Consider the following 16,014-nt stretch of genomic DNA (forward strand, 5'->3'; position numbering starts at 1 on the left):
GATCGCGGGCAGCTTTGCCCGGGCGGTGACTGGCGCGATTGACGTATTGGCGTGGTGACGCGTCCGAGCCATCAACTCCCTTTCAGTGCTGCTTCGCAGCCTGCGCGCCGATCGCAGGGGCGTCCGGGGCGGGTTTTGCCGATACAGGCAGCGCCGGCAGGGTGCCGTAGCGCGTGCGCAATGAGTTGATCTTGTCAGGATCGGCATCGAGCGGATTATTGCGCAAGGTGTCGACATAGTCCGCAACCGTCTTTTTCACGTACGCGCTCTTGAGCGCATCGAGGATCTGTTCGCGTGCCTCATCGAAACTCAACTGGCGTTCTGGCGTGCGTACCAGAAGCTTGAGGACATAGTATCCGCTCGCAGTTTCCACCGGCGGCGAAATGCTGCCCGGCATGAGCAGGGCATCGACTGCGCTGGCGAGATCGCTCTGGATTGCGCGCTTGCCCGCATGCTTGATGATGCCCAGGGTCTGCGCCTTGTTGGGTTCGTCCGAATACTTGGCGACCAAGGCATCGAAATCGGCATTTCCAGACTTCGCCTGTTGCTCGACTTCATCGGCGACCGCCTTGGCCTGGGCGTTCGTTCGCGAGCCGATGGAAATGAAGACTTGCTGGACATCGAAACTTGCAGGCGCAAGGTACTTTTCCTTGTGCGCGATGTACTCTTCATGGGCAAGCGCTGAAAGATCCGGGATCTTCAGGCTGCTCTGAAAGTGCTCGAGCTGTGCCTTGGCGAGCAGCTGGGTCTTCGCCAGGTCGGTTGCGGCTTCGATTTCCGGCGTCTGCGGAATACCCGCCTTGAGCGCGTCGGCTGCCAATTGCTTCTGCAGCAAGAGATTGAGGACCAGCGCCTGAATGCGTTTCGGGCTGCTGATGAACCCGACGCGATCGATTTCCGGGACTTTTTCAACCGCTTGGTCGATGTCATGGAAAGTCAGCGTCTGGCCGCCCTGGGTCGCGACGGCAGTCAAGTCATCAGCGCCTTCGGCTTGCGCCGCGTGGGCGAAGAAGACCGTGGCGGCAAGGACGAAGGCGTGAATCGTTCGTTTGCTCATGAAAGCCATGCTCGGTGAGTGTGGATTGCGTGTTGTCGTTGCCATCGGCTCCAACGCACGGTGTGCCGCCGTCTGGCTTGAAATGGCGAAAACGCAACCGCCATCCGGACTCGGATGGCGGCGTCGTGGTCGTGCGCTTGATCAGTGGGCAATGCCCGCAAGGCAAGAGCCGGTGTTGGTGATATCAGCCGTCGATGCGCAGCTGGCACGTCGCGTTGGTACAACCGACGGGTCGGACATTCAGATAGTAGGTTTGACCACGATTCAGTCGGCAATAGCCGCTGGTCGTCGTGTCGATTCTCCAGCGAATGCCAACGCCGTCGTTCGGGACATTCAAACCCTTGCAGGAAGGTCCGATTGCGGCACTGTCAAAATCGCCACACTCCGTCGAGATCGAAAAATCCGCGTTGGTATAGTTCGAAATGTTTCCGAAGGCCTTGGTGAACTTGCCGATTCGACCGACCGTAACTCCCGTGGGGACCGTGAAGCGGGCACTGATGTATTGGCCCTGGCTGATCGAGAAGGTGGGTCCGCCACCCGTTGGACCAGGGAAGTCCAGATACGGCGGTGCGGTGGGTGTCAGCGTTCCGGACGAATCGGCATAACGTCCCAGCCAGATCGGGAAGGTCGTCAGATTGTCCGCTCCGCCATCGGTGGTGCAGGTTCCGATGATGTTTCGGTAGCACAAGTTCGCCTTGGTCAGGCGATTGGCTGGACAATTGTCGCCGCCACCTTGATTGACCGGGTTGATCGTGATTGGAATTGCGGCGCTGGTGATTGCGCCATCGGCATTGCTGCACGTCAAGCTCAGCGAAAAGGTCACGGCACTCGCGCCGCCACCCTGATCCGCTGCAACCGGCGTGATCTGGCGGCTGTTGGCGCCAATGACAGCGGGGGCGGATTGCACCCAATCCGACATCAGGGCGCCTGCCGGTGCACCAGTGAATGCGCCACTGCAATTGATCGGCGCAACGCCACCGGCCAAGGTCCAGGAGACCGTGAACGGCTGATCGACATTGGCAACCAGTGGATTTGGGCTGGGTGTGAGAACGAACGGCGTGGTCGGCGGGTTGGCGCCACCGGTCCCACCACCCGTACCACAACCATCACCGGTCAGGGTTGCGAGGCTCGCAATCAAACTGGTGCCATTGGGCTCGAGATGCAGCCCATCGGGATCCTCGGTGGTGATGGTGCAGTTCTTGCCATCCACCGTAGTGAGATTGACCGTTGCGGTTACAGGTCCGGCGGCGTTCGACTGACCGGCGAACAAGGCACCCAAAAGGGTGGATACGGCAACAACAGAAGCAATACGCAATTGCATGCAACAGGTTCCATCGATAGCGGGCGGCCGCGATCTTATACCTTCCGGCGGGCCCAAGTGTAATTTTGGCGTTGTCGAGGCGCTTCGTCCCGCGATTGACCAAAAAAAAGGGGAGGGCAAAGCCCTCCCCTTTCAGACTTGCATTGCCTCAAGCGATTACGAGCAGGGGCCCGCAGCGCAAGAACGGCTCGCACGGTGACGGAACAGGCCGCTGTAGTTGGCCATGACACCGCCGCTGACGTTCGAGTTGATCACGTTGTAGACCTCGAAGCCCGTGGCCGGGAGGCCGCGGAGCTGCGTGCCATTGGCCGCTGCGCGCATCACGTGCGTGCCCGAGTTGCCACTGGCAAGGTCAAGACGGATCCAGCCTGCCGAAGCAAACGGAGGAACGTTGAAGGTGAGCTTCGAGCCCAACACGCCCGAGCTGACGCCAGCATTCGGATCGGCCGGATCAAGATAGCTGATCACGTTCACTTCGTACGGCAGCGACGACGGCTCGACGTCAACCGGCGGACTCGGCGACCAGTCGCAGTCGCTGCCCGGGGTCGGGTTCGAAGGATCGCAATCCTGCGGGATGATCGTCTGCTCTTCCTGGTCATACTGCTGCAGGATGACTTCGACGTTCGAGACCTTGTTGAAGACCTGGACAAACGGCGCAATCGCCGGGCCAGCGCCCACATAGAAGGGATCGACGTAGAAGCGCTTGGTCGGGAACGTGACAACCCAGTCCGTCGCGGCGCCGATGCCCGGAGCCGTGAGGTACTCGTTGTACAGCGTGTCCGACTGGTACAGCGCGCTGACCGCATCCGCACCGGTCGTGTACGCGCTGTAGTCAAGCGTCAGCAGCGCACCGGCGTTGAAGATGTAGGACGTGAAGTTGTCGTAGCTCTGCAGCGACGGCAGGGTGTCGCCCGAACGGGTGACGTACGGCGAGATGAAGAAGCCGTCGATCGCGTCGGCGTCGTAGCCGAAGAACGTACCCTGGCCGACATTGACGATCGCGCCCGAACCAAACAGCGTGCCGGTCGGAGCAACGACGTCGGTATTGGCGATGACCGAGTTGCCGATCAGCGAGGTATCGCACTCCGGATGACCGGTGGAGTCATGCAGCACCGTATCGAACAGGTCGGTGTTCGGCGGGATGTCGCCCATCTGGATCATTTCCAGATAGCCTTCACGCGTACGCGTGATGCTGGTCGGCGCGCCGTCCTTCGGACCAATCGTGCCGTCAAACGTGTAGGTACGGAACGCCTGCGGCACGCCCGCCTTGAACAGCGGGTAGGTGCAGCTGTTGTCGAAAGTCTTGATGCCGGCGCCGCCGTCTTCGTCGGTCAGCTGCACCACCGCACCCGTCCACACGTCATTCGGCGACAGGTACAGGTTGAAGTCGAGGACTTCGCGGCTGTTGTAGCCTTCGAGGAAGCGGACCTTGACAATCTTGGCGTTGACATCGTCCGTATTGACGACCGAGACCAGGGTGTCCTGGCCCTTGTTGACCGTGAAATACGGATAGATGAGAACCTGTCCGAGACCGTCGGGATTGAGTTCGACGGCACTCGCCAGGCTCGCGAAGCCAGCGACGCCAGCAATGCCGGCGACGACAGCCATCGTCAAGCTGTTCTTTTTCATCGCAACACTCCTAAATTTTTGACCACAGGGCTTTTTGCTTTTACCGCCCCCTTGCACCGGCCGGAAGTCAATCGACACCGCACAAGCCAAGCCAAGGTCAGGCAACAGCAGCGCCATGTTAAGACAAAGGAAACCCGTTCCGCAATCCCCTGCCCCTGCCACAAGCGCTTTCAATCAATTCAATCAGTTAGGCAGGAAGTACCACTGCCCGTCCACGCGGATCCATGTTTCCGATTGGACACTCTCGTTTTCGGCCTTGCGCCCGCCCATGCCGGGCGCCGCAATCGTATAGAGCACATTGACGCCGACGATGCAGCGATCCCCGTCACAGGTCTTGTCCTTGAAGCTCGCCGCCGTCCACTGAATCGGTCGATTGTTCATTGCCGCGGCATATTTCTCGCGCGACTGCGTCGCCCGGTAGCCGGGCGTGAAATAGTCATAGGCCTTTTCAGCCTCGTGTGCGATGAGATAGTTCCAGCGCTCGACCGAGCGCTTGTCGACCATGTCGGGGCTGCTCTTGTCCGTGCAGCCCGCCACGGCGAGCAGCAGGACTCCGAAGGCAAGGTACGCGAGTTTGCGCGGTTCAATGTTCACGCTTGGGCTCCTGCGAAGCGGGGAGTGGATCGTGTTCGGGATGCATTGCGTCCGATGTATCTGTTGCGGGGGCCGGCTCAGTCGTCGCCTGCATACGCGGTCGCAGCGGCTTGAGCGATTCGAATTGCTTGATGTAGTCCTCGGTAACCTGACGCGCCTCGTCGCTGTTGTTGATCACGCGCGGCGTGATCAGCACGATCAGTTCGGTGCGGTTGGTGCTCTTGTTGGTGGAGCCGAACAGGCGACGCAGGATCGGCACCTTGCTGATGCCCGGCACGCTCGAATCACTATCCTGACGCACTTCCTTGATCAGGCCGCCGAGCAGCAGGGTCTGACCGCTCTGCACCGCAACCGAAGTCTGGAACTGACGCTGCGCAATCGGCGGGTTGCCGCTCGAATTGGTTGCGGCGCCCGGCGTGCTGACCTGTTGATCGATATCCAGATACACGAGGCCGCCCGGATTGACGCGCGGCAGAACGCTGAGCGTCACACCGGTGCTCAGATACTGTACCGATCCGGTCATGCCGCTGCCGTACATGTTCTGCGTACCGTTGTTGTTGTTCACGTTGCCATACGTGCCAAGACCGTTGTAGTAGGTCTGTACGACCGGAATCTGATCCCCCACCTGCAGCGAGGCTTCCTGGTTGTTGTTGACCACCAGCGATGGCGCCGACAAGGTCTTGGCCACGCCCGAGGATTCAAGCGCGCTGATGGCGACCTGGAACTTGCTGTTGAGAAACGAGTAGAAAAAACTCGCGGCGCCCGCTCCCGGGCCAGCGGCACCGACCGTGCTGCCGGTGCGATGGTAGGGGTTGGGATAGCGCCACTCGCTGTGCGGATTGTCGTAGACGCCCGGCGCGGTCTTGAGGTTGCCCAGCCACCACTGAACACCGTACTTGAGCCCGTCGGTGAGACTCACTTCGAGGATGCGCGCCTCGATCTGCACCTGCAGCGGCGGCGTATCCAGACGGCGGATCGCGGCCTGCATCTGCTCCCACTCGAACGGCTGGGCCATGATCATCAGCTGGTTGTTTTCCTCGATTGCCGAGATGCGGATATCGGTTTCCTTCTTGCCCGACCCGGCTGCGGCCGCACCGCCCGCAGGCGCCGGGCTGCTCACCGGCGCCGCCTTCTCCATGTTCGACTGCGGGCGCAGTGAACTGCCGTAGTTCATGCCGCTGTTGAAGCCGCCCATGCCACCCATGCCGCCCATGCTGTTGAGCGAGGTCGAGCGCAGGCCCGGGCCAACCCGACCCGAGGTCGTGCTGCGATGGGTGCCGCTCGAGGTGCCAAGGAAAATCTGGCTGAGGTAATCAGCCAGGTCGGGGGCCTTGAGGTTCTTGACGTTGTAGACGTACAGCTGCACCGCGTTCTCGGCACTGCCGCGGTCAAGCCGGTACAACCACTCCTCGGCTTGCTTGAGATATTCGGGCTGCGGCGTGATTGCGATGATCGAGTTGGTTTCCTCGATCGGCATGAAACGGAACATGCCCGCCAACGGCGACTCGCCCTTCGAGCCGAACAGGCTGTCGAGATCGGGCATGAGCTTGGCGACGTCGACGTGCTGCATGTTGTAGACGCCGATCGACATGCCCTTGAGCCAATCGACATCGAAGGTGTCGATGGTGCGCTGGTAGATGTCGAGCTCGGACGGATTGCCGGCCAGCACGAGCAGACTGCGATTGGGGTCGATCTGCACGATCGCCTCGGGCTTGACGTAGGGCTTGAGCAGCTTGGCCATCTCCACCGGCGAGATGTAGTGCAGCGGATAGATGCGCAAACCATAACCAGGCATTTCGCTGGCGCCGGCATGCGGCGTCAGCTTGCCCGGAATCGCATCGCGCGACGGCAGCACGGTGTAGCGGTTGCCTTCATGGACGAGGGCATTGCCGGTCCACGACAAGAGCATCTCCAGCACCGGCATTGCATCTTCCCGCCGGATCGGCCGCGAGGTCGAATAGGTCACGTTGCCGCCGACGTTCGGCGCAATCGTGTAGTTCTCCTGCAGCATGTCGCCGAGGATCGCCTTGACTACCGCCTGGATCGGCTGATTCTCGAAATTGAAGGTCACCTGTCCTTCACCGCTGTTGGCCTTGGGCAACGGCTGGTTCTTGTAGAACTTGGCCGTGCCAAGATCGATTTCCGGCTTGGGCGGCGCGCGGTCGGCCTTGGCCTCGGGTGAAATCGCAATGCCCTCGACGGGTTGGTCGACGGTCGTTCTCGGCGGCCCCTTGAGAATCGAGTCAGCCGTGAGGATATCGCCGCTATCGGCGTTGGCGCGCACGGACTGCTTGGCGGGCGCGCAACCGACCAGCAGCGCAAGCGCCAGACTGAGCAGCAAGGTGGAGAGTTTGGATCGCACGTTGTGACTCCCTTACTTCTTGTCTGTTTGCGGCGCGTGGACATTGGCCCGATTGCGCTCGGCCTCTTCGCGCATCTGACGACGACGCTCTTCGATGCGCTTGGCCAGATCGCCGGCGCTGGCATCGCTTTTTTCATTCCTGGCTGCCGGCGTGCGTGCCGCCGGCGCCGGCATCTTGCCGCCACCACGTGGATTGGCCGGTGACTTGGCCGCAGCCGCCGCGGTTTCCAGTTCGACCTCGCTTGTTTCGGCCGCGGCGTTGCGAAACACCGCAACTCGCGGCTTGAGTTCAACCAGGGTCCACGCCGCCTGATCGCCCTCCAGCGGCATTCCGACCTTGATACTGACCGGCTGGTTCCGCGCCTTGTCCAACAGCATCGCCACTCGCACGTGATTGACCTCGTCGATGATCACGCCAGTGAGCTGGACATTGAGCGGATTTGCGGGCGGCGCGGCATCATCGGCACTGGCGGCATCCAGCGGCGAAGGCTGCCGGTCGGCATTGAACAAGGGATGCGCATCGATCGCGGCGTATGCGCCTGCCGCCGGCATCTGCAAGGGCCGCTGGTCAATCGTCGGCAAGGCACGTGCCTCGTCTTCTTCGGCCGCAGCGCCACCCCAGCGCACGCCACGCCCAAGACCGGCGTACTGCACCACAAGCAGCAACAGCAACACGCCACAGGCGGTGGCGAGTACCTTGGTCGTCCAGCGGGCGGCGTGGTCGTTCACTTGGTCTTGCCCGGTTCGCGCAGATAGCCCGACAGATTGAAGCGCACATCCAGCGGCGTCACCGGCGCCTTGGCTCCCGGTGGCGCATAGGTCTGCTGCTTGTAGATCATGACCTGATCGACGAACAGATACGGTTTGCCGCTTTCCAGATCCTGCAGGATGGCAGCGAGTGGTTCCAGATCGCAGCGCAGCCGCGCCTGTACCGTGACGCGCTTGTAGATTTCCTCTTCGCCCCCGGCGTAGCTCTGGGTGCCATTGTTCTGGCAGCGGGCCTCGTTCTTCACATGGTCGTTCATCGCCTGCTTGAGGCGCTGGATCAATGCGGCTTCGGCGGCATTGCGATCGGCTTCGGGCATGAAGGCCTGATTGCCCTGTTCGTAGGCCTTGACCTCGGCGAGCCGCTTGTCAATGTCCGGCTTCTGCTCGATCGTGCGGCTGTAACGCGCATGTTGATCACGCAGATCCTGCATGTCGCTGGAAAACTGCAGCTGCGGCGCGACGAACCACCAGTGCACGCCGATCAGGTACACGAGCAACAGCACGATCAGCAGCAGCACGACCGCAAGCAGACGGCCATCCTTGGGTTGGAAGCGAGGCGTGGCCATCTCAGGGCTCCTTCCTGGGCGGCCTTTCGCGCTGCCGTGGCGCAGCTGCCTTGTCCGTCTTGGCCGCAGCGGTACGCGGCGCCGGCGCAAGTTTGGCCGGCGCGGACGCCTGATTGGACCTGACAGCTTCGCCCGCGGGCTGGCCTTTGGTCGCCGCATCCTGTTGCGCAGCCTGCTTGGCGGCAACGTCCGGGGAACCTTGGCCCGCGGTGTCCGGCGCGGCGGTCGCCGCCGCGCCCGGTTGCGGGTTGCATTCCTTGAGCTCGGCGTTGATCTGGAAGCGCTCCTTGCCGGTGCGCGGATCGGGTTGCACCTGGCCTTGAAAGCCGGGATTGCCCAGACACGGCGATGCGCCCAGCAGGGCGATCAGCTTGGCGGCTTCGGTGGCCTGCCCCTGGATCTGCACCTGCTTGCTCTCGATTTGCAGGCGCTCGAGATAGGCATCGAGCGGCAGGCGCTCGGTGATGTCGTCGATGAGTCCAACCACGGTTGGGCCCTTGCGCTTGCGATCAGCGAGAAAGTTCGCCCCAACGATCGATTCGGTGAGCGTTTTCCTCAATGCGGCGACCTGCTTGGCCTGCTTGGCCGCATCGTCGACCTCGATCCGCATCGCATCGATTGCCGCGGCCCGGTTGGCCAACGACTCATCCATGTTGAGCACGAGCAGAAGCAGGGCCGCAGCGGCGAGGCCAAGATTGAGCGGCAGGCGCAGATTGCGGCGCTGCGTGCGCTTCTCGGACGGCAATAGATTGACATGACGGCGCGTCGCTCCGGCAGCGGCGCGCCACGCGTCGACGCCGTCGAACGGCGCAATTCCGGCCGGCAAAGCCGCCAGCTCGGCGTCGAGCCTGGCGCGTGGCATCAGCACCAGTTCCACCTGGGCGGTGCGGCTGGCATGGTCTTCGCTGATCACGCGGCTGTCGAAATACACCTGGTCGGCCTTGAACGGCGTCTGCCGATCCATCTCGAAAGTCAGCACCTGCGACAGATTGTCGGTAGCAGCCGACGGCAGGGTGAGCACGCGCGCAAGGACACGCTGGCTGTCGATGCAGAAAACGCTGCGCAGATTCGCGTCATCGATTGCGGCGCGCAATTGGCGAAACTGCGCGGCCTGCACCTCGGCGGGCTGGTCAAGCTCGATGCGACCGTGTTCGCTGATCTCATTGCCTCGATCACGCCAGACGACCAAGGCCCCGCCCTCGTGTCCGACCAGCAGGGTCTCGGCGCGATCGGCCAGGAACACGCGCCAGCGCGCAGGCAGGCACGCCAACAGTTCGCGCCCCCACCACGCGAAGAAGCGCGGCAGGGGCGTCTTGGCAAGGCGCGTGCGCGCACGCGCGATCAGTCGGTCGACAGTCGGATTCACGGCTTCAGGAATTTTCCCCGTCGCGCCAGCGCAGGATCACGAACGGCCTTCCGGCCGGATTGACCCCACCCATGCGAATGGTGGCATCCAAGTTCGTGCTGGTGCCATTGGGCAGCCTCGCACGGGACTGCACACTATACGTGACACCCCCGCCGCCCGTCACGCCACCGATCGAGACCCCGCAAATCGGCTCGGCGGGCCCGGCCGTCTGTCCGGGCTGCATCGCCTGGCGTTGTTCGATGATCTGGCGCGCGCACTCGGGCGTCATGTCGGGCATGGCCTCGAGCGCTTCGAGCGGAGCGTATTGGGCGTTGGGCATGCTTTGTCCGGTGAAAATCGTCAAGGCCGGTTCGACCCGGGTGAACAGCTCATAGTTCATGCCCAGCACCTGCTGCAACTCGGAGACGGTGCTGAACTGTGCGTTGGCCGGGCCATAGGACAATCCGGCGGCCTTGTAGTCGGGATCCTCGGCGCCATTGAGCGAAGTCTCGTCATCGCCATCGATCCAGTCCTTGACCGCGGCAGCCAGCGCCTCGGCCCTGTCGGGTGGCACGCCGCGCGCGGTGAACAGGTTGGTCAGCACTTTGGGATCGGCGCCATTGAGATTGATCTTGCCCGAATCGTCGGTGATGCGGACTTCGACCTCGGCGTCACCGAATCCGAACACGTAAGGTCGACCATCGCCCACCCAGCGCAACATCGGATCGGCCTTGCGCATCTCGTAGACGGCAAGGTTCAGGCCCGCCTCGGCCGCATAGCGAGCCTGGGTGGTGTCGAACATGTGTCGTGCCTGGATGTTTTCGGTCCGCGCGATCAACGCGAAGCTGCCGAGCAGGATCGTCAGCATCGCCACCACCCACAGCACGAGCAGAAAGGCGAGACCGCGTTGGCGCGATGGCAGGCCGCTTCCGTGACGCGGGTTCATTGCCCACGCTCCGTCTGCGGCTGACCGCGTCGAGGCTGATTCTGGCGTTCGTCCATGCGCATGCCGGGCATGCTGAACGGCGTCGGTCGGCGAACCGCGCCGGCATCGAGCATCAGCGGGATGTCCATCACCGGAAACTCGATGCGCGCCTGATCCGACATCCGCAAAACGATGCGCACCATCACCGGCGTGACTCCGGGATCGTCCCACTGGTCGGACCAATCGGTGAGCTCGCCGTTTTCGTCGATGGTGCGAAATTCGAAATGCCCATCGGCGATCTGGTCAAGCAGCACCGAAGGCTCGTCCTCGACTGGATGGTCAGCCTCGTAGCCATTGAGCATTTGTGCGGTGAACAGCAGTTCGCGGCCACCGCGGCGATTGCCGGCCAGACTCAGCGTCTGCACATACGGCCCGCCCTTGGACAGATAGCCAGGCATCGGCGCGACGAAACGCATGAAGTCCCGCCGGCCGTCGAACACGAAATTGGAACCGGTATTGTCATCGCGCGCAAACGCCAGTGGCATGATGCGGCTGACCTGATGGCGGATGAATTCCTGCGCCACGCGCAGGCGACTGGTGCGGTCGATTGCGAGCTCGCCCGAGTGCATTGCGCGTACCGCGGTGCGGATCGCGCCGACGCTGCCAGCCAGCAAGACTGCCAACAGCAGCAAGGCCAGCATCACCTCAAGCAAGGTGAAGCCGCGCGTGATCACTGGGCGCACCGGAGTACGCATCAGCGTGGCCTGCCCATGGGGCTGGGCATGTTCATGTGCATGCCCGGCATGCCATTGTTGGCCTGCTCGGGATTGACGGCGCGCAGCGTGATGAAATGGGCGGTCCGCGGCTTGCCGCCGAAACGCCCGCCCCATGACACCGTCAGGTCGACCTGGTAGAGGTCGAACGGCGCGTCCTGCGGCCCGCCCATGCCCTGTTGCATCGCCTGCATGGCCTGAGCCTGCGCGTTGCGGGCTTGATTTTGCGCTTGCGCCATCTGCTGGGCATTGCCGGCCACCAGCTGCGGCGGCGGCTCGATCGCCGCAGCGTCGACTTTGCGAATGTCCAGATCCCATGCATAGGCGTCGTCGAAGCGGCCACTGCTATGCCCTTCCTCGACCGGTATGCCGATGCCGACCACATCGAGTTTGGTCTGCGCCCACAATGCCGCCATCGTGTAATCCAGGGACAAGCGGGTATTGCGCATCGATGCGGTCAGCACCGACATCAGCACGCCGATCGCGATCGCGAACACGAGGAAGGCCGCAACCATCTCGATCAGGCTGAATCCGCCCGTCCGCGCACGCATTGGAAGAAATCGACGCTTCACTTGGATATCGACCTTGGCGCTGCCTGCGAGTTCGCCGCCGCGGCTACTCGCCACGCTCGTTGAGTTCGATGTCGCCGGTCAGCCAGGCCACATTGATGCGCCATTCGCGCTGCCCCTGCAGCACAGCGATATGGCCGCCCGTGGAACTGCCGTCGGGGAAAAAGCGGATCCCGCCGCTGTTGGCGGCGGTGACTTCGGATTCTGCCGTGGTCAAGCGCAACATCATGCCCTTGGGCAGTTCGCGGGTGGGTTTGCCGGGCGCGGTGTAGGCGTTCTTCTCCAGATCCAGAACCAGCGCCTGCGATTTGCCTTTGACGATCGCCTGGCCGCGCGTGTAGCGCAGCGCCGCAACCAGATCGCGGCTGGCGGCACGGATTTTCGCCGACTGCAGGCTGCGGGAGAACGAAATCGACACAATCGTCATCGCAATCGCCAGCAGCAGGATCACCGCGATCAGTTCGATCAAGGTGAAGCCGCGCGCGTGCGAACGCGCTGAAGAGCGGGGATCGGAAATCCGAAACCCGGAATCACAAGACGCGTTTTCGCTGGCGCGCCTTTCCGATTCCCGAGTTCCGATGGCCGATCCCCGGCTTTTCATTGCCAGTTGCCGTAGTCCGCGTTCACGCCATCACCACCCGACTGGCCATCCTTGCCGAGGAAGGTGATATCGAAATCACCGTGCTCGCCGGGCGCCTTGTACTGAAAGGCATGGCCAAACGGATCCTTGAGATCAGAAGCCTTGGCATAGGGTCCTTGCCAGTTCGCGGCATTGCCGGGCTTGCTGACGAGATCGTCCAATCGTGATGGCGGACTACCGTTGTCGAGTGCATAGGCGTCGATCTCGCCGGCGAGGCGGCCCACGGCGGCCTTGCCCGCACCCCACTTGCCCTTGTCGACGTTCTTGCCGACCTGCTGCACGACGATGCCGGCGACGATGCCTATCAACACGATGACCGCAAGCATTTCGATCAGGCTGAAGCCCGCGGCACGCTGCCGGCGATGGAAACTGTGTGGCGATTGATTCATGGTCTTGCGTTCCTCCTGCATGGTTGGCGTCGTCATTGCCGCGCGACGCCACATCGGTAAGCCGAGTCCGGAACACGGGCCCAAGCGCCCGCTGCCCGGCGTTATTTGACCGCTCCGGCGATGTTCATGATCGGCAGCACGATTGCCAGCATGATCATCGCCACCACCACCGTCATCACGATCGTCGTCGCCGGCACCAGGGCCGCGAGCAGGCGATCGAGGGTGTTCTTGACCTCGACGTCAAAGGTGTCGGCCACCTTGAGCAGCATGGCATCGAGTTCGCCGGATTCCTCGCCCACCGAGATCATCTGGATCGCGAGCTTGGGAAAGCGCTTTGACTGCGCCAGCGCATGGGCCAGACCGCCACCGGTCTTGACCTCCTCGGTCGCCGTGGCGACCACCTCGGCGAGCGCAGTATTTGTCATCACGTTGCGCGCCACGGTCAGTCCGGACAACAGCGGAACGCCGTTCTTGAGCAGGGTACCGAGCGTGCGCGCAATGCGTGCGGTCTCGATCTTGCGCACGATATCGCCAACCACGCGCATGCGCAGCAGACGCTCATCGATACCCAATCGCGCCACTGGTTCGGCCATCTGTCGGCGCAGCCAGCCGATGCCGAGCACGATGGCGATGAGGATCAGCCACCAGAAGCTCTGCAGCGCCGAGCCCACCGCCAGCACGACCTTGGTGATCAGCGGCATTTCCACGTTCATGTCGGCGAACATCGGCGCGAATTGCGGCACCACGTAGACCAACAACACCATCAGCGACACCAGCACCATGCCGACCAGGAAGGCGGGATAGATCATCGCGTTGATCACGCTGCTGCGCAGCGCCGCACTGCGTTCGAGATAGTCGGCGAGCCGCGCCAGCGTGTCATGCAGCGAACCACCGGCCTCGCCCGCGCGCACCATGTTGACGTACAAGCGCGAGAAAGTGCCCTGCTCGGCCTCGAGCGAGTCCGACAATGGTGTGCCGCCACGCACCTCGTCACGGATGCGTTCGAGCATGCGCCGCGCCTTGTCGCTCTCGGGCAGATCGAGCAGGATCTGCAGCGCGCGATCGAGCGGCTGGCCAGCGCCGAGCAAAGTCGCCAACTGCTGGGTGAACTGCACGATCTGCGCCTGACGCAGCGTCTTCTTCTTGAACAACGCCGCGAACAGGCTGGCTGAATCGCCGCCGTCCGCCTCGCGAACCTCGAGCGGTATGTTGCCGGCATCCTGCAGCTTGCCGATCACGTCGTCGCGGCTGCCCAGATCGAACTGGCCTTCGAGCACCTCGCCCGCGGGCGTGACCGCCTTGTAGTAGAACAAGGTCATGGCTTCAGCCTTCCGAGGACGTCACGCGCAGCACTTCCTCGATCGTGGTCTGGCCCTGCAATGACTTGGCCAGGCCATCCTCGAACATCGTGCGCATGCCTTCCTTGCGCGCCTGCGCCTCGATCTCGCCCATGCCCGCGTGCTGCATGATCAGGCGCCGGATCGAGTCGGACATGACGAGAAATTCCATGATCGTCGTACGGCCGAAATAGCCGGTCGGGTTGGTCGCGCTGGTGCCGGGCTTGTAGAGCCTTACCGGGCGTTCGTCGGTGAATTTTTCCAGCTCGTATTCCTTGATGACTTCGGGCATCGCCGCATAGGGCGTTGCCGTGCTGCCGTCCAGGCGCCGCACCAGACGCTGGGCGAGGATGCCGTTGACGGTCGAGGTGAGCAGGTAATCCTCCACGCCCATGTCGAGCATGCGGGTGATGCCGCCGGCCGCATTGTTGGTGTGCAGCGTGGACAACACGAGGTGGCCGGTGAGCGCCGACTGGATCGCGATCTTGGCGGTCTCCAGATCGCGCATTTCGCCGATCATGATGATGTCCGGATCCTGGCGCACGATCGAGCGCAGGGCGTGGCTGAAGTCCAGCCCGATCTGCGGCTTGGCCTGGATCTGGTTGATGCCCTCGATCTGGTATTCGATCGGGTCCTCGACCGTGATGATCTTGACGTCGGCGGTATTGAGCTTGGACAGCGCGGTGTAGAGCGTGGTGGTCTTGCCCGAACCGGTCGGACCGGTCACCAGCATGATGCCGTGCGGCAGTTCAAGCACGTTGAGGAACTTGTGCAGGAACTGGTCGGTGAAGCCGAGCGTGTGAAAATCGAACACCACCGCTTCACGGTCGAGGATACGCATCACCACCGACTCGCCGTGCGCGGTCGGCACGGTCGATACGCGCAGGTCGAGCTCCTTGCCCTGCACGCGGATCATGATGCGCCCGTCCTGCGGCAGACGACGTTCGGCAATGTTGAGCTTGGCCATGATCTTGATGCGCGAGATCACCGCCGCGGTCGAGGCCGCCGGCGGCGATTCGACCTCGTGCAGCACGCCATCGATGCGATAGCGCACCTTGAGGCGGTTCTCGAACGGCTCGACATGGATATCCGATGCGCGCTGCTCGACCGCGCGCTGGATCACCAGATTGACCAGTCGGATCACCGGCGCTTCGGAAGCCAGATCGCGCAGATGCTCGATGTCGTCTTCGCTGCGGGTGTTCTCGTCGGTGAGGTTTTCGACGATCGCGCCCATCGCCGAGCGACCCGAACCGTAGTAGCGCTCGATGAGATCATCGATTTCGCTGCGCAGTCCGATGCTGAGCTTGACCTGTCGCCCGGTAGCCAACTGCAGCGCCTGCACCGGGAACGCGTCGGCGGGATCGGCGACCGCCAGGGTCACATCGGCATCGCTCTCGGCGATCGGACAGACGTGATGATGCTTGAGGAAGCGGATCGACACCTGCACATTGGCGGGTGGCGCCTCGGGAAACTCCTTGACCGAGAGCAGCGGCAGCGACAGCAATTCGGCCACCGCCTCGGCCATTTCGCGCTCGGACACCAGGCCCAGCCGCGTGAGCAGGGACACCAGGCTGCCCGAGGCAGGATCCTCCTCGTGCAGACGGCGGCCACGCGCCAGATCGTTTTCCTTGAGCCGCCCGCGGGCGACCAGAAACCGGCAAATGCGCTCGTCCAGCGTCAGCTCTTCGGGCTTTGCATCAAGCAGGATGTCGTCGGTTGCGGCGGCGGCCATGAAATGT

At 62.8% G+C, this 16,014-nt stretch carries 15 protein-coding genes; all 15 read right to left on the reverse strand.

All coding sequences use genetic code 11. From position 1 onward, the window contains the following. Positions 1 to 82 precede the first annotated feature (82 nt). On the reverse strand, positions 83 to 1,057 hold the full coding sequence (locus tag KF759_RS10750; protein ID WP_291225303.1) for a peptidylprolyl isomerase: 975 nt from the start codon (positions 1,055 to 1,057) through the stop codon (positions 83 to 85). A 184-nt stretch (positions 1,058 to 1,241) separates the two neighbouring features. Next, positions 1,242 to 2,435 (reverse strand): hypothetical protein, encoded by a 1,194-nt coding sequence (locus KF759_RS10755; protein ID WP_291225305.1) that lies wholly within the window; start codon positions 2,433 to 2,435, stop codon positions 1,242 to 1,244. A gap of 99 nt (positions 2,436 to 2,534) precedes the next feature. Further along, positions 2,535 to 4,124, reverse strand: a complete 1,590-nt coding sequence (locus tag KF759_RS10760) for a hypothetical protein (protein ID WP_291225307.1) — start codon at positions 4,122 to 4,124, stop codon at positions 2,535 to 2,537. Between the two features lie 66 nt (positions 4,125 to 4,190). Further along, a complete protein-coding gene (locus KF759_RS10765; protein WP_291225309.1) occupies positions 4,191 to 4,601 on the reverse strand; it encodes a hypothetical protein in 411 nt (136 codons plus the stop codon). Next, the gene (gene gspD / locus KF759_RS10770) at positions 4,591 to 6,963 is read right to left on the reverse strand and encodes a type II secretion system secretin GspD (protein WP_291225311.1); all 2,373 of its coding nucleotides are present in this window, start codon (positions 6,961 to 6,963) and stop codon (positions 4,591 to 4,593) included. Before gspD ends, KF759_RS10765 begins: the two co-directional genes overlap by 11 nt. Before the next feature lie 12 nt (positions 6,964 to 6,975). Then, positions 6,976 to 7,692, reverse strand: a complete 717-nt coding sequence (locus KF759_RS10775; RefSeq protein WP_291225313.1) for a hypothetical protein — start codon at positions 7,690 to 7,692, stop codon at positions 6,976 to 6,978. Beyond that, positions 7,689 to 8,297 (reverse strand): type II secretion system protein GspM, encoded by a 609-nt coding sequence (gene gspM, locus KF759_RS10780; protein ID WP_291225315.1) that lies wholly within the window; start codon positions 8,295 to 8,297, stop codon positions 7,689 to 7,691. Before gspM ends, KF759_RS10775 begins: the two co-directional genes overlap by 4 nt. A gap of 1 nt (position 8,298) precedes the next feature. Next, positions 8,299 to 9,663: a PilN domain-containing protein gene (locus KF759_RS10785; protein WP_291225316.1), complete on the reverse strand. Its 1,365-nt coding sequence runs from the start codon at positions 9,661 to 9,663 to the stop codon at positions 8,299 to 8,301. Between the two features lie 4 nt (positions 9,664 to 9,667). After that, positions 9,668 to 10,588 (reverse strand): general secretion pathway protein GspK, encoded by a 921-nt coding sequence (locus KF759_RS10790; RefSeq protein WP_291225318.1) that lies wholly within the window; start codon positions 10,586 to 10,588, stop codon positions 9,668 to 9,670. After that, positions 10,585 to 11,322 carry a prepilin-type N-terminal cleavage/methylation domain-containing protein gene (locus tag KF759_RS10795; RefSeq protein WP_291225319.1) on the reverse strand — a complete coding sequence of 246 codons (738 nt, stop codon included), beginning with the start codon at positions 11,320 to 11,322 and terminating at the stop codon, positions 10,585 to 10,587. Before KF759_RS10795 ends, KF759_RS10790 begins: the two co-directional genes overlap by 4 nt. Then, the gene (locus tag KF759_RS10800; RefSeq protein ID WP_291225320.1) at positions 11,322 to 11,891 is read right to left on the reverse strand and encodes a type II secretion system protein; all 570 of its coding nucleotides are present in this window, start codon (positions 11,889 to 11,891) and stop codon (positions 11,322 to 11,324) included. Before KF759_RS10800 ends, KF759_RS10795 begins: the two co-directional genes overlap by 1 nt. Positions 11,892 to 11,955: 64 nt before the next feature. Next, entirely contained in the window at positions 11,956 to 12,426 is a 471-nt protein-coding gene (locus tag KF759_RS10805; RefSeq protein WP_291225384.1) for a GspH/FimT family pseudopilin, read from the reverse strand. 80 nt (positions 12,427 to 12,506) lie between these two features. Further along, complete coding sequence (gene gspG / locus KF759_RS10810) at positions 12,507 to 12,938, reverse strand: type II secretion system major pseudopilin GspG (protein ID WP_291225322.1); 432 nt, start codon at positions 12,936 to 12,938, stop codon at positions 12,507 to 12,509. A 101-nt stretch (positions 12,939 to 13,039) separates the two neighbouring features. Continuing rightward, positions 13,040 to 14,257, reverse strand: coding sequence for a type II secretion system F family protein (locus KF759_RS10815; protein ID WP_291225324.1), 1,218 nt, complete (start codon positions 14,255 to 14,257; stop codon positions 13,040 to 13,042). Positions 14,258 to 14,261: 4 nt separating this feature from the next. After that, positions 14,262 to 16,007, reverse strand: a complete 1,746-nt coding sequence (gene gspE, locus KF759_RS10820; protein WP_291225326.1) for a type II secretion system ATPase GspE — start codon at positions 16,005 to 16,007, stop codon at positions 14,262 to 14,264. Positions 16,008 to 16,014: the final 7 nt, after the last annotated feature.

Source organism: Dokdonella sp., assembly GCF_019634815.1.
In the GTDB taxonomy this organism is placed as follows: domain Bacteria; phylum Pseudomonadota; class Gammaproteobacteria; order Xanthomonadales; family Rhodanobacteraceae; genus Dokdonella_A.